Raw genomic sequence first — 15,975 nt, forward strand, 5'->3', positions numbered from 1 at the left:
AGGTCATTATGTGGATTTATCTAAAAAACGCATATCACTTATCTGTGTAATAACATGAGAACGCACCATCCTCCCCGCACAAACCGAAATGAAATGTGCCCTAACAGCCAGAAAAAACACAAAAACCCGTTTTCTCTTCACAGGTCTGTTAGGCTCAGCCCCGCTTTGATCCACGCCTGAAAAACGCAGAATCCATCCCGCCAAAAGGCGTTTGCCAGCGCGCGTGGTCAGGCTTAGAGAACGGTCATCCTCACAAAAAAGCCGCCCGGAGCCCTCCCGCTCCACTTGCCCCGCTCTCTGTTTTTTCAGGAGTTTGCATGCCTGTGTCTGCATCCCCTGCGGCCCTTGCGTGTGGAGACGTTGTGCGAACCTCCCACACACGCTGGGTTATCATGCATCATCAGGGCACGCACCTGTTGCTCTGTCCTCTCCAGCCCGCGGGGGCTCCCCGTCACCGCGCGGATGTCCCCCTTCCATGGCAGGATGGCCTGCACCTCGGCTGCATGGGGGACTATGTCGTGCAATGCCGCCCGGTACGCCGCCTCGCAGGGCAGGGGATGCAGAAAATAGGCACTCTCAGCCGTTCCTGCTTCCGCCACGCCCGCGCCGCTCTGGCAACGGAACTGCTCCAGCGCCGTACGGAAACACCGCATAAACCGCCCTACGCTCTGGCAGCCTCCCATATCCGGTTGCCCCGGCATCCGCTCCATATCGTGTTTTCCTGACTGTTCATGGCCTTATCACGGAAAAACCCGGACCCCTCCGTTTTGCAGGAAGATCCCCCAGCCCGTCCGGCAACCCTTTCACCACAGCCGCCCGCCATGCAGACAAGGGAAGACACATCTCTTTTCCCCCACGGCGCACCTGCCACACAACTTCCCACCAAAAAGCCAGCCCCTCGCAAACGGCGAACAACCCGTTCCACCACCTCGGCCCACTCTGTTGCAGCCACGCCCGCTTTCACAGCGACAGGCGCACCACAACCCCGCGATGCCGGTCCTGATCTCTCCTTATCCCCTCAACCAGCACCTTCCGAACCCAGTTCACTTGTTCCGCCAAGCAAGGGCTCGTCTCTACTCTTGCCTCTGCTGCCCGATACCCCCACCATTCCCTCAGCCTCAGCCTCAGCCTCAGCCTCAGCCTCAGCCCGCGCCTCCGCGCCACTCTCCACCCGGCCCACAGAAAACGCTTCCCGCCAGCCGTCCTCACGCACCCAAGCATCGGAACCAGCGCCACCCACTCCACAACCATCCACGCAGACCGTCGCTCCACCACCACAACCGCCTGCCGCTGAACCATCCGCTCCCTTCGCGTCTTCTCCTGCACCTCTTCCGTCGGCTGCACCGCCCGTCACGCCGCTGGAAATTTTCACCCGTGTCATGCAGGGGGACGAGACCATAACGGACCGACAGTTCGATGCCGCAAAGGTGGCAGCCCCTTACCTGCACCCCAAACTTGCGGGCCTGTCCATGAACGCGGTTGTGCGCAAAGGTCTTGAAGATTTCACGGATGATGAACTCAATGCCCTTGCACAGGCAGGTCAGTCAGAACGCACAGGCTGAACTGAAAAATCGCAGTCATGCACGCCAGAATCTGCTGGATTTCACCCGCTACACCATGCCCGGCTACCAGTCTGGAGCTCACCACCACCTGCTCTGTCAGAAACTGGATGCAGTGGAACGTGGCACCATCACACGTCTGATGGTATTCATGCCCCCACGGCATGGAAAATCCGAGCTTGTCAGCAGGCGTTTTCCGGCATGGTATCTTGGTCGTCACCCCCATAAACAGGTCATATCCGCATCCTATGGAGCCACGTTGGCGCAGGATTTCGGGCGTGATGTGCGTAATCTTGTGGCCTCCCGCCGCTTCCACGCTCTGTTCCCTTCTGTCACGCTGGCGGCAGATAGCGCCGCGCGTGATGTCTGGCATACCAACGCGGGCGGCGTTTATGCCGCAATGGGCATTGGCGGCGGCTTGACAGGCAAGGGCGCGCACCTCGCCATTGTGGATGATCCCATAAAAGACCGGCAGGAAGCGGAAAGCCCAACCCGCCGCGCCGCCGTGTGGGACTGGTATCGCGCCGTGCTGCGCACCCGCCTTATGCCCGGCGGTGCCATCGTGCTGGTCATGACCCGCTGGTCCCCGGATGATCTCGCAGGCCGCCTGCTGGATGACATGCAGAATAACACCGGCGAGGCATGGGATGTCCTCTCTCTTCCTGCCCTCGCTGGCCCGCAGGATGCCTTGGGTCGTCCCATTGGCGCGTCTCTGTGGCCGCAGGCCTTCCCGGCAGAAGACCTCGCCCACATCCGCCTGGCCATCGGCGCGCGGGAGTGGAGCGCGCTCTATCAGCAAAACCCCACGCCAGCAGAAGGCGCTTTGTTCAAAACAGCTTTCATTTCCGTGGTGGATGCCATTCCAATAGGGTCTTTCCCCACCCAATCTGACCCCACTCATCCGGCCCGCCCTTTCACGACTGATCGCGCACCGACCCCCATGTCTGGCAAAGCCACCGTTCGCCGGTGGGATCTGGCCGCCACGCGCGCCAGCACGCGCCCCAATGCGGACTGGACGGTGGGCGTCAAAATGATGCGGCTGTCAGATGGCCGCTTCTGCGTGGCGGATGTCGCCCGTCTGCGCGGAGACCCCGCACAGGTTGAAGCCGCCATCCTCGCCACCGCCGCGCAGGACGGCCCGCAAACCGAGATCATCCTGCCCCAGGACCCCGGACAGGCAGGCGTGGCGCAGGCCCGTTACCTCACCGGTAGACTAGCGGGCTACCGTGTCCGCACCGTGCGCGAAAGTGGAGACAAAGCCACCCGCGCAGCACCTTTTGCAGCACAGGTCAATGCCGGGAATGTCCTCGCTTTGCGTGCCGCATGGACCCCGGCTTTTCTGGAAGAACTCGCAGCCTTCCCCGCCGCCGCACATGATGATCAGGTCGATGCCGCCGCCGGAGCCTTCACAGCGCTCACAGAAACCACACCACTCCCCACCTTCAACCGCACTTTTCTGGCCCGAATTTGAGAAGGAAAATAGGAAACCTCTTTGTCACAAAATTGGAAATCAAGAACTCTTGTTTCCTCTTCCATGGCTGTGGCATTTAGAGAAACGGAATCAAAGCCAGGAGGGCGCGTGCGTGATTGTGGTTGTGGAAGGAATGAGTGCCGCAGGAAAAACCACATGGTGCTGTCAGGCTGCGGGTGACACCCTCTTGCCAGAAACCTTCCCGGCGGACCGGCACAACCAGCCGCTGGAGGGGCCAGAGGTCGCTGCATATTGGGTAGAGTGGAACACCCAGCGTTGGCGTAACGCTCTTACTCTTGAAGCCTCCAAAGGCATGGCTGTTTGCGATACAGATCCGTTGAAGCTCCATTATAGTTGGGGCCTGTGGCAGCTTGGTGAAAAACAGGAGGCAGACTGGCAATTCTCTTTGCAGGAAACCCGGCGCGCCATTGCGCAACACCAGCTTGGCTTTGCTGATATGGTCCTTGTCAAACCCATTGATGCCTCTACCGCACGGCATCAAATGGAAACGGATACCACCCGCACACGCTCCCGGTTCGACCTCCATCTCCGCCTGCAAAGGTTTCTTATCGAGTGGTATAGCGCCCTTGAGGCAGTCTTTCCCACGCGCGTAAAATGGGCGCTCCCCGAGGATTTCAAAATCCCGCCTGTTACTGTGAACCCAGGCCGGTATGATCTCAAAGCGTTCGACGCCTTCATCGCCTCGCTGCCCAAACCGCTGTCGTCCTAAAAAACAGACCAACCCGGCAGGAAAAAGTTTTCCCTTGCATTCGTCCGAACATAGGCGCATCAAAGGTGCAGCGGGTGCTTTTATCCGAGTTATTGACGCATGTTGCGTTTCTCTTTCTCCTTAAAAGTTATGATTTCGTGTGTGTTTTGTGCACGACCGCTATTGTTTAAGAAGGAGCCTTGTTATGGCAACAGGCACCGTAAAATGGTTTAACCCCACAAAGGGTTTCGGTTTCATTCAGCCCGACAGCGGGGGGCAGGATGCGTTCGTTCACATCTCTGAACTTGAGCGCGCTGGTATGCACACCCTGACCGAAGGACAGCAGGTCTCTTACGAGCTCGAAGCTGGCCGTAACGGCAAAACATCTGCAGTGAGCATCAAAGCAGCGTAACGCTGCTTTTACTCACACGCGTGATGTGAAGAAAGCCGCCCTTCGGGGCGGCTTTTTTTTATGTCTGCTTTCTTAAAAAAACGGGCTATGCGGCCTTCCGCAGGAAACGTTGGGCACACAGCTTGGCGTCTCCCGGCAGACCATCAACGCCATAGAGGCCGGGCGCTATGACCCAAGCCTGCCTCTTGCCTTCCGGTTTGCCCGCTTTTTCGGCACCTCAATCGAGGCGTTGTTTGACTATGATGGGGAAGATGCGTAGGCGTTGTTACTCCTGCAAGCGGGCAAGCGCCATGTCCCGCAGCATGTTCTGGCGTTCAATTTCCGCGTCCCGTTCGCGGCGTTTGCGCTCACGGATTGCGTCCATTTCCGCACCCAGATGCGCTTCGCCACGCTCGGCGGCCAGTTTGGCCTGCCGTTCCCGCTCGGCATAACGGGCGCGCTGCTTTTCATCCCGCTCATCGTAACAATGCGGGCAGCTTACCCCATGCTCATACTTGGGTGAGGCCATTTCTTCCGCCGTCAGCGGCGTGCGGCAGGCATGGCACTGTTCCAGAGAACCCGGCTCCAGCCCGTGCTTGACCGTCACCCGCTGGTCAAACACAAAACATTCACCACGCCACAGGCTCTTTTCTTCCGGCACAGTTTCCAGATATTTCAGAATGCCGCCCTGAAGGTGATACACCTCATCCAGCCCTTCAGCCTTCACAAAGGCCGTGGCTTTCTCACACCGGATTCCCCCGGTGCAGAACATGGCAATACGCGGTGTGCGGCCCTTGGCCAGCAGTTCCTCGCGGTGGGCGCGGAACCAGTCTGGAAATTCGCGGAAGGTCTTTGTCTTGGGGTCAATCGCCCCAACAAACGTGCCGGTTGCCACTTCATAGTCATTGCGCGTGTCAATCAGAATGGTGTCCGGGTCTTCCAGCAGGGCATTCCACTCCTCGGGCGGCACGTAATGGCCGACGTCAGACCGAGGGTCCAGCCCCGACACACCCATGGTCACGATCTCTTTCTTCAGCCGCACCTTCATGCGCAAAAACGGCATGGCGGGCGCACGGGAGAATTTAACCTCAATCTCCGCACAGCCCGGCATGGCGCGCACATGGGCAAGCACTGCGGCAATGCCCTCATCCGTGCCAGCAATGGTGCCGTTTATGCCTTCATGCGCCAGCAGCAACGTGCCCTTTACGCCGTTGGCCACGCACACATCCTGCAAGGGCTCGCGTAATGCGGGCAGATCCTCAAAGGGGGTGAAGCGATACAGCGCCGCTACACAGAAGGGCAGATCGTGCTCGCCAGCGTGATCACCTTGCGCCGCGTGTGCTGTTCCGTTCCGTTCGTTACCATCCGGCGTCACGTCAGATACCGCAGCCGCCACACCAGTGCTGCTGGCAGGCGTCCGCGCAGCAGGGCCAGCCGCCGGTGTGGTCGCGGTTCCACAGGCAGGGTCGGCATGGGGGGCGTTCTTGGGGTCAGTCACGGCAACAACTATCCACTGGTAGGATTGCAGGCCACTCCGGGCGCGGCACATGCCGGCCCCTGCTGCAATCAGGGTCACGTCAGGCCATCAAAAGGCACCCCAGACTTACTCCTCCGCCCATGGGCAGGACAAGAGGCAACAGCCGCCCAAACGCCACAAAAAGCCAGCCCGCGCCCTGTTTGCACCCCCGCCTGCAACGCCGCGTGCCGGCCTGCGTTGTCACCATCTTGTCATGAAGCTCTTTTCTTTTTCGCGGCATGCTTCATATGGAGAAGAGCAGTGTCAGAAAGGACCGACCATGCAAGATACCGATGAAGTTGTCGTAGGCTACCTGATCCAGCGCGAAGACAATGATGGGGAAATCACCTTCTGGGACCCCACCAATGAATGGCTGGAAGACCCCAACGAAGCCAAACTGTACGAAAAACAGGAAGAAGCTGAAGCCGACGCAAAGTCCCTTCAGGATGGCGACACCACCGGCACTGTCACCGTCGAACTCGTGTTCGAAGCAGGCGATGATGATGACTGGGATGATGAAGAAGACGAAGAAGAAGAAAACAAGAAGGCCTGAACCGGCTCTCCTTTTTCTCGCCACGTCAGCCTCTCAGGCGTGGCGCACGGGGGGCAACCCCCGTGTCCGGTTCTGTCACCGGCCCAGCAGCCGGGAGACAAAACTGCTCCGCCTGATGGTATGGGGCACAATGGGCGATGTATGGCGGATAATCCTGTCAGCACTCTCCCGCATGGTAATGCCCGCAAAACTATGTCCAATCACCCACGCCCCGACAGAGGCCGTAACGCCCTGAATGCTGTGGTCCGCAAACGCCTGATAGACTTTGGGGTAAGCCCCGTAAGTGCCGCCTTCCGCACACAAAATCCGATCCGCCTTTAGCAGCCGCACGTTCTCGCCCCCACGGGCATGGATCGGCTTTTCCACATACCAGCCTCCGGGCCGATGCGCCGTTACGGCCGCAGGGTCAAACCCTGCTGGCAACAGGTTGGGGTGCTCCGGGTAACGCTGCCACAACACAGGCAACAATGCCTTGTTGGAGAGCAGGGCCGTCCAGGGCGGATTCAGAAAAACGCACCCACACTGCGCCAGATGCCGCGCGCCAGGGTCACGAAACATCAGCTCCCACGGATACATCCGTAACATGCTACGCACCACGCGGCCCTTGTGCAGCAGGTGGCCACGGGTGCTGATCTCAAGATCCCGCAACTCGCACTGCACGGCCTCCAATCCGGCCTGCTGCGCCCAGTCCCGGTAATAACGGGCATGCACCGCATCTTCCGTATTGTCAGGGTAGGGCACAATATGCAGCGTCTGGCTCACGCGCGCTTCGGCCCGCAACTGGAGCAGCCGCGCCACAACGCGCCCGGCATCAAGCGGCATCTGCTCCGCCTGCGGCGCAACCTCTGCCCGCCACAGGCTCTGCATGCGGGTGCTTTCCGGCACTGTGGCCGGGGTGTCTGCATTATATTCAATCAGCTTGGGCTGACCATCGCACCAGGCAAAATCAAACCGCCCCAACAGAAACGGCTCATCCCGCCGCCAGGATGCCCGCACAACATCCTGCACCAGCGGCGGAATATGAAACACATCCAGCCCGCCCGGTGTGCTGATCGCGTCGTCCACCACACGCAGGCATAATGTGTGCAGGTCTTCCGTTACCCGGCGCAAAGTCTGCACCGCCTGGGAGCTGAAGTCGTAACGCACATCTTCCCGCCAGGCAGGGCTACCGTCTTCATTGCGAAAATACGTATAGCCAATCTGCCGTGCGCGGGCCTGCCAGTCCGGTCGCGGGGCGGAGGGAAGGCGGCGCAGAGTACCCATCAGGTCAGGTTACTCTCCGCCTCCCGCATGGCCCGCGGCCCCTTCGCCAAATCCCGCATGGCCAGCAGACTCCTCGCCAGCACCGCCACCACGTCGGCCTTCTCCCTCATCACCCTCGTCGGCCCCATCATGTCCATAACGGCGGGAAGAAACAAACACCCCATGGCCACCGCCTCCATGCTGTTCAGTGTCGTCACAATCCTCAGGCCGTCGGGCCGGGTCCGCCTGAGCGCAGGCTTCCGCATGCTGCCGTTGCGCGGCCTCTCTGCTGCGCTGAAAATTCCCAAACCCGATCACCCCGATTGAACCCACCAGCGCACCCAGCACCACCGTCCAGCCCAGCACACGTCTTGAAAGAGGGTCTTTCTCCACCTTATGTCTCTCCGTTACGGCGTACCGTGAAGTCAAACACAACCGCCTTGGCCAGATAAGGGGCGGCAAACGCCTTGAAGGCATCATGGGCGGGGTCATAATGGCCGTGACCCTGCACAATAGGGCGGCCCACATAATAATTCCTGTCCCCTTCTGATCGGAACGTGACCAGATACCCGTAATCCAGCCCCAGATCCGCATTTTCCCCACTGGTCTGCGGCCCAGCTTCCAATGCCTGAATGACAGCGCTGCCATCAGGGCGGCGGGAAGCCTGAGCCAGCGCCAGAAAACGGCGCGTCACCTCCTGCCGCTGTGCCTGCGTGGTCTCTGGTCTGAACTGAAACATCACCATATGCCGCACCACACCGGGCCGAAAATCCGGTGCTGTAAAGCGGTCTTCCCCAACCTGCCGCACAAGAGCCTGCACAGCCTGCGCGGCTTTATCCAGCGTGGGCACAGCAGCAGCGCGCGCCATATGCGGGGCCACTACGGGCACACCTGTTATCAGAGCCCCAACCATCAGGGAAGAAAGTGCAAACATGCGAGAACAGCGCATCATCAAAACGGAAAAACCTTACGTGTTGCAGAGAAACCGGAGCACAGCTTAAAGGCTGTTTCAAAACGTACCTAGCGCAATCGGGTCTTCCTTTTTAAGGCACGGTTTTAAAAATCAGCAGGTCAGAGCAGGCGTGGCGGTTTCCACCTGAAAGTCTTATCTGTCTGCTCCACTATCCCCGTTTCATGGGGGCCAAGCGCTCTTTATCAGCCACAGAACACCCACGCCTTTTTCACCGCCAGATTTTTTTTGGAAGCAGCGTCTCAGGCGTATTTCTTGCCACCGTCCTGCCTTTGCCGAGAAAGATGCCCTGACCCTGTCTTCCACCGGCATACGCCATCCCACGCCTTACGGTGCTTTTTTGATAAAGCCCGCAATCGAGTCCACCACGCCGGGGGCCAATGGCAGGTTGGGGTCTGCATAGGTCGCAAGATTTTCGCGCGGAATATCGGAAGAAACCGTTTTCAGCACATGGTTTGTGTCCGGCAGCAAAACCAGCTTGGCTGCCGGGTCTGCCGCCTTGAGCTTCTGCGCATCCTCCACACCCACCTGCAAATCACGCTCGCCCTGTATAATCATCACCGGCAACTTGATTTTTGCAATCAGGTCCGTAGGGTCATATGAAAACGCGCTTATCCAGAACCCTTGTATGCTTGGCCGGAACATTGCGCGCAGGCGCGGGGGCTCCGTGCTCACATCCACCTGCTGCCCACTGGCCAGAGCATCAACAATCCGGTTAACCTGAGAAGACAAAGGCGTTTTAGCCATCTGGGCTTTTAACAGGTCATTGGCACGCCTGCCGCTGGTTGCCACCAGCACAACACCGCAAATCTGTGCCGGGTTGTCCGCTGCCGTGGCCAGCGCAATCAGCCCGCCTTCACTATGGCCCATCAGCCAGACACAATGCGCGCCCGTCTGTTTCTGAATACTTGTCATCCAGTTGCGCGTGTCCTGAACGTAATTGTCAACGGTCACACTGTCTCCGTTGGCAACGGCGGCCAGGCTCGCAAACAATCCCCGCTTGTCCACACGCACGCTGGAGATACCCTGCGCCGCCAGCCCTTCCGCCAGCAGCTTATAGGTGGCAGCTTTTACCCCCAGCGGATTATTGCCATCGCGGTCTGTCGGGCCGGAACCGGGCAGTATCAACATCACGGGGGCATTGTTCCCCGCGCGGGTCAGGGTGCCTTTCAGCAGCCCAAGCGGGCCGGGGGCGGAAATATCCTCATCTGTCGCCGCGTGGGCCAAGCCGGATGCCCCCATCAACGCCCCAGCCATCAGGGCACCCACCACACGCGTTCTCAGCTTCACGCCATCTCTCCCAATCGTCACGCCGCCAGTGCTGGAGTATCACCCGGTTTTTCACAAAAACGAAACCAAAAAATACGTGGTCTCATATCTGTCACACATCAGCATGTGCCCGATGAGCACACAATAACATTCAAAAAACACCCACGCTTGGCTTAACGAGCGGACCATTGCTGCCTCCACAGGGCACCCAGCACTGTCTCCCATAGCGCTTTTCGGCACACGCAAAATTGCTGCATTTCTTCCTGCCAAGCCCCGGGGAGAAAACCGCTCAGTCGGCTCTCCGCCTCCGCCTCGTTATCCGCTTTCCGTCCATGCCATTCCATCACGCAAGAGGGCACATGCCGCCATTTTTTCCAGCCTGTCCTGCCAGCCCGCAGCAGCCTGACCCAGAAAAAAGTCTGCCCGAAGCACAGTCGGAAAACAGGCTGCCTCAAACAACAGGACCATTCAAAAGCTTTTTCAAACGGCTTTCACACGCCTTGCCGCACACACGCACGTTTCAGCCAGACCGACGGGAACCCACGTTCACGCCCCCTCTTGGCCAGCACCTACGCAAACCTGCTGCAAATGGCGTTTTGCCAAACGGTATGGCAGATGCCTTGCGTTCTTCCAACGCACCATCTCCTCCGCAGGCGCAGTTTCGCCCCTATCAGCCCCCCAAAGGCGTGCGCGGCGATAACCGCACTCATCTGGCGTTTGATAGCGCCGCCAGCAGCCAGCCCACCACACTGGCCTGGCTGCGCAACGCCGCAGGGGAGGGAACGGTTTTTCCCGGTTATCCGCATCTGGCTGAACTGGCCCAGCGGGCGGAATACCGGCACATGGTGGAAGTGATCGCCACGGAGGCCACGCGCGAATGGATTGTGTTCCGCACGCGGGGCGCAACCACCAAACAGGCCCGCATTGCCGAAATCGAGGCTGAATTCACCCGCCTGAACGTGCGTGATGTGCTGCGCCGCATGGCGGAGTATGATGGCTATTACGGCATGGGCCTGCTGTATGTTGATACCGGCCTCAGCCAGACAACCGGCGGGCGTGAAACCCCGTTGCTTCTCAAGCCGGAAACCGTGCGCAAGGGCACCCTGCGCGCCCTTGTGCCCATAGACCCCGTATGGACCACGCCAGACAGTTACGGCACGGCAGATCCCCTCAGCCCGGATTTCTACCAGCCGACCCACTGGTGGGTGCAGGGCAGTCTGATCCACAGTACACGCCTTCTGCGCTTTGTCTCGCGTGATGTGCCGGACATTCTTAAACCGGCTTATAATTTCGGCGGTTTGTCCCTCAGCCAGATGGCCCAGCCCTATGTCAATAACTGGCTGCGCACCCGTCAGTCCGTGTCTGATCTGCTCAACGCCTTTTCCATCGTCGCGCTCTCAACGGATATGGCCGCCTACGCGCAAGACCCAGAGGGCCTGCTCAGCCGAGTGGAAGCCTTCAACCGCTTCCGGTCCAACCGCGGCACGTTCGTTCTGGATAAGGAGCGTGAAAAACTGGACCTTCTGGCAGCACCGCTCTCCGGGCTGGACCGCTTGCAGGCCCAGGCGCAGGAACAGATGTGCAGCGTTGCGCAGGAGCCGCTGGTCAAGTTCACGGGCATTACCCCCAGCGGGCTCAACGCCTCGGCAGAAGGTGAAATCCGCGTTTTTTATGATCGCATCCACGCCTTTCAGGAAAACGTCTTCCGCACCCCGCTTACCACCATCCTGCACCTGATCATGCTCAACCTGTGGGGCGAGATTGACCCGGATATCACCTTCAGCTTTGCCTCCCTGTGGCAGATGGATGAGGCCACACAGGCTAACGTGCAGAAAACCCGCACGGAAATTGATGCCCAGAACATCCGCGCCGGCATCGTCACCCCTCAGGAAGCCCGCAGCCGCACCGCCCATGATCTGCACAGCCCCTATGATGGCATCCCCGCAAACAGAACGCCCCATTTCTAAACGTTCCGACGATACTTTTTTGTCACGCTTACCCTTTTTTCAAAATGCAGCTTCAGAAGCAGGCTCTGCCATATCGGCACGGCAGTTCCTTCCGGTTTCCCGCTCCTTCCTCCGGTACCTTGCATGACCTTTCAGTCCCATGTCCCATCTCTATCCGCGTCAACGCCAGCTCCTCTTGCTTCCCCACAGTTAGCGCGGCCATTCACATCGATTACCACCAGTCCCGCTGCCTCCACTCAGCCGCAAACCGCAGAAGCCCCGGGGCCGCCGTACGGCACAGTCGAGTTTGCGCTGGACCGGTCCGTGCGGCGCATAGATGCAGATGGCCACCTGCATATTGCGGCCTGCATCCTTTCCGCGGCCACGGTCTGCCCCTATTACGGGCACGAAATCCCGAACGCCGCAGCCCTCGGCCTTGATCCGAATGCGCTATATCAGGTGTATCGGGACCCAACAGCGCTACAGGCCGCAGCGGCCAGCATGGCGGGCAAACCCATCCTCATGCGGCACCAGCCGGTTTCCGCGCAGGCCCACCCCAGCATGCTGACAGTCGGCGCAGTGGGCAGTGATGTTCACTTCACCCCGCCCAATCTGATCGGCAGCCTGACCATCTGGCAAAGCGCTGCCATTGCCGCCATTCAGAGCGGCCAGCAGAAAGCCGTCTCCGCCGGATACCGCTACTGCGCTGTCTCGCAAACGGGCACGCATGACGGCACGCCCTACACCCTTGTCATGGCGGATATCGTCTTTAATCACCTCGCCCTTGTCACGGAACCTCGTGTCAAAACCGCCATCATTGGTGATGCGTCTCCCGCCAATTCGTCACGCGCAAACGGCAAAAGGCCCCACACCGGCGCACCGGGCTCCGGTCCGTCGTCCATGGCTGGCGCGCGTGCTCCGGCCATCCAGCCATCCTCGGCCTCTGTTCCCTCGTTCATCGCCGCATCAGGCGGCACGGACCCGTCCAGTCCATCGCAGCCCTGCCTGCAACAGGGCGCCCTCACATCCAACAGCACAAGGCAGGCCATGCCCACACACGCACACGCCACCTCTCACGCCCATCCGGCCGCATCTTCCTCCGTGCAGACAGACGCTTCAGCCATTCCGGCTGCTGCACACACGTCCACGGCTACACCGTCTGAAGCCACCGCCAGAACCGTATCTTCCCTGCCAGCAGCAGCACCATTGGCAGGTTCAGGAGGTACCCAACCGCACTCTACCACCATACCGTCCTGCACGGCGGCTCAGCCCGCCCTCAGCATGGATGCCGCCATCGCGCAGGCCGTTCAGCAGGCCGAGGCCGGGGCCATGCGCCGCATGGAAGCCCTGCATACGGCCCGCGCCGCAGTGCGCCCGTTTGTGGGGGATGTCACAATGGACAGTGCCGCCGCTGTCTATGGTTTTGCCCTGCGTGAAAACGGAGTGGACACCACCGCTCTGCCAGAAGCCGCGCTTCAGCCGCTGTTCCAGCAGTTCGCGCGCCTGCATGCGCAAACGCAGGCAGCAGGGCAGGGCGCTGCACTGGGAATGGATTCCTCAAAAACCGTTTCCTTCCGTGAAGAATTCGGTCTCAACCGTATTACGGTGAAAGCATAACTCATGGCGTTTCAGACACAGATCACCAGCCAGCCCGCGCCTGCCGTGCCGGGAGATTTCGCCTCTCTCAACCCCACCGCCACCTTCCCGGCAGGCGATGGCGCTCTGGTGGCCGCCAGCGGCGGTTGTGCAGTAGGCGCGTTCGGGTGGGTGCAGAGTGATGGCCGCAGCGTGGCCAACACCCCGCCCAACGGCACCACCACCGCGCCAGATGGTTTTGTGCATCGTGACCTTACGGGCCAGGTCACCAGTTTTTCTGATGAAGCCAGCCTGATCATTCCGGAAGGCTTTCCCGTAACCCTGTTCACGGCGGGGGATTTCTGGGCCACCAGCACCACTGCCGCCACACCGGGGCAGGCAGTGTTCGCCTCCACCACCAACGGCAGTATTGCCACCGGCACGGCGGGCAGCACAGTGCCAGATGCCGTGCAAACGTCTTTTGTCACCGCCTCCACCTGTAGCGCGGGTGAACTTGTCAAACTCTCCACATGGAGCCACGCAGTATGAGCCTCTTCCCTTCAGAACTGGCGGAACTCAACCGCCTTGGCTTCATCATGCCGCAGGCCCGCGGCATGATCGCCAACGCGCTGCTGGCAACAGATGCCATGGCGCTGGATGCCCAGCCTACCCTGTCCACCAGTGCCAATGCCGGTATTCCGGCTTTCATGAGCGCATGGGTTGATCCGGCCCTCATCAAGGTGGCCTTCGCCCCCATGCGCGCGGCAGAACTGCTGGGCGAGGTCCGCAAGGGCGATTGGGTTACCCGCACCGCCATTTTCCCCATGCTTGAAACCACTGGTGAAATCAGCAGTTATGGGGACTGGAACGCAAACGGGCAGGTCAGCCTCAACCCTTCCTACCCTGAACGTCAGTCCTACCATTATCAAGTCTTCCTCTTCTGGGGGGAAATGGAACTGGCGCTGGCAGGGCAGGCGCGCCTGCAATGGGTGGCCAGCCTGCGTGAAGCCGCAGCCCTCAAGCTCAACAAGTTCCAGAACCAGACTTACTTTTTTGGTGTCAGTGGCCTGCGCCTGTATGGCTACCTGAATGATCCACGCCTACCCGCCGCCATTACGCCCGCCATCAAGGCCGCAGGCGGTACAACGTGGGATACCGCCACGCCGGAAGAACGGCAGGATGATGTGATCGCCCTCATCAACCAGCTCCGTAAACAGACCGCCGGGCTGGTGGATACGGAAACCCCCATGGTGCTGGGCCTCTCCCCCACGCGCATGGGTCTGCTCACCCGCCGTAACAGCTTTGGTCTTTCTGCGGCGTCTCTGCTGAAAGATACCTACCCCAATCTGCGTTTTGTGCAGGCTGTCGAGTATGGAGATGTAACCGGAAGCACCGTGCAGACCATGCAGATCATGGCCGAACATGTGGACGCCCAGAAAACGGCGGAAACCGCCTTTACGGAAAAACTGCGCGCCCACGCCGTGGTGACAGATGCCTCCGCCTGGAAGCAGAAACTCTCGCAGGGCACATGGGGCGCCATCATCTACATGCCCGCTGGCATTGCCACCATGACAGGCCTGTAAACCACACGCCCACAAGGGGATGTTTTACACAGAGCTTTCACAATCCCTCTGAAAAAAAACATCTCCTTCCCTAAAACTTTCCCGAACAGACGGATCTTCCCTATGGCATCACCCGCAACCGTTACCATCGGCTGCAAACTGCCCAATGGCCTTGTTCTGGCATTGGATGAAACCCGCCACACACTGGCTGGCACACGCGCTTCCGCCGTGGTGGGTGGCTACGGCCTTACCCCTGTCCCGGCAGATTTCTGGGCAGCGTGGTCCCGCCAGTATGCAGCGTTTCCGCCCTTGCAGCAGGGGCTGATTTTTGCACAGCCCACGGTGGATAAAGCCGCAGCGCAGGCGCGCGAACACGCCGCCCTTCGCACCGGTCTGGAACCCATCAACCCGCAAACTCCGGCCCCCGGCATCATCCCCGCCTGAATAAACCTGCCAGAACGGATACGTCATAATGCCCAGTGCCCCTTTTTGCCTCACCCTCTGGCAGCAGAGATACCCGGCCCTGTTCGCCAGTGTGGGGGCGGAAGGCGCACAGGCCTGTTTCAGTCTCGCCAGCCTGTTTCTCCCCAATGATGATACGTCTCCCGTGCGCAATCTCACCCAGCGGGCGGAATTGCTCGGGCTGATTACCGCCCATCTGGCCCAGTTAGGGCTTGGCTCAAGCGCCGCTCCCACACTGTCTTGCCCTGCCAGCCCTCTTTCACAGGCCAACGGAACACCTTCGGCAGGATGGTCGCAGGCCACCGCATCCGGTGGTCCGCAAATAGTGGAAACACCGCAAAGCCAGCCCACACTCGTGGGCCGCATCACGTCCGCGCGCATGGGCAGTATCGAGGTTCAGGCCGATGCAGGCCCGGTATCAGGCTCTCAGGGATGGTGGATGCAAACGCCTTATGGTGCTGTCTATTGGGCGGCCACCGCCTTCCTCCGCACAGCCCGTTATGTGCCGGGATAATATAAATTCGCGCTATTACATTTTACAGAAACAGGTTTTGTAAAATGGTCAAGGACAGGACTTTATAGTCCTTTTGCACCGCAGAGCCCTTTGGTCTCTGGATCAGATACCTGCCCATCAGGATGCAAAACCTGTTTCCACCCATCAAAATTGCGCTCCCTTTTGCGTAGTGGGCCTCTCATCCACCGCTCCCAAAACCCCTGCGGGTGCTCCGCCAGCGTTTTCGTCCGCTATCC

Annotated in this window: 18 protein-coding genes and 1 pseudogene; 13 read left to right on the forward strand and 6 right to left on the reverse strand. The window is 59.9% G+C overall.

Annotation, left to right across the window (positions count from 1 at the left end; genetic code table 11):
• Window positions 1-317: 317 nt before the first annotated feature.
• The 6 genes and pseudogenes from AD948_RS06230 to AD948_RS06255 form a co-directional block, all read left to right on the forward strand.
• A complete protein-coding gene (locus tag AD948_RS06230; RefSeq protein WP_050942382.1) occupies window positions 318-725 on the forward strand; it encodes a hypothetical protein in 408 nt (135 codons plus the stop codon).
• 42 nt (window positions 726-767) lie between these two features.
• Window positions 768-1,562 (forward strand): hypothetical protein, encoded by a 795-nt coding sequence (locus tag AD948_RS18640; protein ID WP_248845939.1) that lies wholly within the window; start codon window positions 768-770, stop codon window positions 1,560-1,562.
• Entirely contained in the window at window positions 1,510-3,030 is a 1,521-nt protein-coding gene (terL, locus tag AD948_RS06240; protein WP_061471148.1) for a phage terminase large subunit, read from the forward strand. Before AD948_RS18640 ends, terL begins: the two co-directional genes overlap by 53 nt.
• 112 nt (window positions 3,031-3,142) lie before the next feature.
• On the forward strand, window positions 3,143-3,760 hold the full coding sequence (locus AD948_RS06245) for a hypothetical protein (RefSeq protein WP_156478962.1): 618 nt from the start codon (window positions 3,143-3,145) through the stop codon (window positions 3,758-3,760).
• Window positions 3,761-3,944: 184 nt separating this feature from the next.
• Window positions 3,945-4,151: a cold-shock protein gene (locus AD948_RS06250; RefSeq protein WP_006558930.1), complete on the forward strand. Its 207-nt coding sequence runs from the start codon at window positions 3,945-3,947 to the stop codon at window positions 4,149-4,151.
• A gap of 100 nt (window positions 4,152-4,251) precedes the next feature.
• Window positions 4,252-4,410 (forward strand): annotated as a pseudogene (locus AD948_RS06255) (helix-turn-helix transcriptional regulator); the annotation flags it as partial.
• Between the two features lie 6 nt (window positions 4,411-4,416).
• Here AD948_RS06255 and trhO read toward each other — a convergent pair.
• Both trhO and AD948_RS18120 read right to left on the reverse strand, forming a co-directional pair.
• Entirely contained in the window at window positions 4,417-5,433 is a 1,017-nt protein-coding gene (gene trhO / locus AD948_RS06260) for an oxygen-dependent tRNA uridine(34) hydroxylase TrhO (protein WP_061471177.1), read from the reverse strand.
• Between the two features lie 274 nt (window positions 5,434-5,707).
• On the reverse strand, window positions 5,708-5,854 hold the full coding sequence (locus tag AD948_RS18120; protein ID WP_156478963.1) for a hypothetical protein: 147 nt from the start codon (window positions 5,852-5,854) through the stop codon (window positions 5,708-5,710).
• A gap of 72 nt (window positions 5,855-5,926) precedes the next feature.
• On the opposite strand from AD948_RS18120, the gene AD948_RS06265 reads away from it, so the two are divergent.
• The gene (locus tag AD948_RS06265; protein ID WP_035378501.1) at window positions 5,927-6,199 is read left to right on the forward strand and encodes a hypothetical protein; all 273 of its coding nucleotides are present in this window, start codon (window positions 5,927-5,929) and stop codon (window positions 6,197-6,199) included.
• A gap of 75 nt (window positions 6,200-6,274) precedes the next feature.
• On the opposite strand, the gene AD948_RS06270 is transcribed toward AD948_RS06265, so the two are convergent.
• The 4 genes from AD948_RS06270 to AD948_RS06285 all read right to left on the reverse strand — a co-directional run bounded on the left by AD948_RS06270 (window position 6,275) and on the right by AD948_RS06285 (window position 9,701).
• On the reverse strand, window positions 6,275-7,462 hold the full coding sequence (locus AD948_RS06270; RefSeq protein ID WP_061471150.1) for a glutathionylspermidine synthase family protein: 1,188 nt from the start codon (window positions 7,460-7,462) through the stop codon (window positions 6,275-6,277).
• Window positions 7,463-7,471: 9 nt separating this feature from the next.
• Entirely contained in the window at window positions 7,472-7,834 is a 363-nt protein-coding gene (locus AD948_RS06275) for a hypothetical protein (RefSeq protein WP_156478964.1), read from the reverse strand.
• 1 nt (window position 7,835) lies between these two features.
• Window positions 7,836-8,393 carry a Dabb family protein gene (locus tag AD948_RS06280; RefSeq protein ID WP_248845940.1) on the reverse strand — a complete coding sequence of 186 codons (558 nt, stop codon included), beginning with the start codon at window positions 8,391-8,393 and terminating at the stop codon, window positions 7,836-7,838.
• 345 nt (window positions 8,394-8,738) lie between these two features.
• On the reverse strand, window positions 8,739-9,701 hold the full coding sequence (locus tag AD948_RS06285; RefSeq protein WP_248845941.1) for an alpha/beta hydrolase: 963 nt from the start codon (window positions 9,699-9,701) through the stop codon (window positions 8,739-8,741).
• Window positions 9,702-10,039: 338 nt separating this feature from the next.
• Here AD948_RS06285 and AD948_RS06290 point away from each other — a divergent pair, with 338 nt between their 5' ends.
• The 6 genes from AD948_RS06290 (at window position 10,040) to AD948_RS06315 (ending at window position 15,739) form a co-directional block, all read left to right on the forward strand.
• On the forward strand, window positions 10,040-11,647 hold the full coding sequence (locus tag AD948_RS06290; protein ID WP_248845942.1) for a DUF1073 domain-containing protein: 1,608 nt from the start codon (window positions 10,040-10,042) through the stop codon (window positions 11,645-11,647).
• A 123-nt stretch (window positions 11,648-11,770) separates the two neighbouring features.
• A complete protein-coding gene (locus tag AD948_RS18645; protein WP_248845943.1) occupies window positions 11,771-13,243 on the forward strand; it encodes a DUF2213 domain-containing protein in 1,473 nt (490 codons plus the stop codon).
• A 3-nt stretch (window positions 13,244-13,246) separates the two neighbouring features.
• The gene (locus AD948_RS06300) at window positions 13,247-13,750 is read left to right on the forward strand and encodes a structural cement protein Gp24 (protein ID WP_061471153.1); all 504 of its coding nucleotides are present in this window, start codon (window positions 13,247-13,249) and stop codon (window positions 13,748-13,750) included.
• On the forward strand, window positions 13,747-14,784 hold the full coding sequence (locus tag AD948_RS06305; protein ID WP_061471154.1) for a major capsid family protein: 1,038 nt from the start codon (window positions 13,747-13,749) through the stop codon (window positions 14,782-14,784). Before AD948_RS06300 ends, AD948_RS06305 begins: the two co-directional genes overlap by 4 nt.
• A 102-nt stretch (window positions 14,785-14,886) precedes the next feature.
• A complete protein-coding gene (locus AD948_RS06310; protein ID WP_061471155.1) occupies window positions 14,887-15,207 on the forward strand; it encodes a hypothetical protein in 321 nt (106 codons plus the stop codon).
• Between the two features lie 28 nt (window positions 15,208-15,235).
• Window positions 15,236-15,739, forward strand: a complete 504-nt coding sequence (locus AD948_RS06315) for a DUF4054 domain-containing protein (protein WP_061471156.1) — start codon at window positions 15,236-15,238, stop codon at window positions 15,737-15,739.
• Window positions 15,740-15,975 lie beyond the last annotated feature (236 nt).

Origin of the sequence: Acetobacter senegalensis (assembly GCF_001580995.1) — a bacterium.
Lineage (GTDB): Bacteria > Pseudomonadota > Alphaproteobacteria > Acetobacterales > Acetobacteraceae > Acetobacter > Acetobacter senegalensis.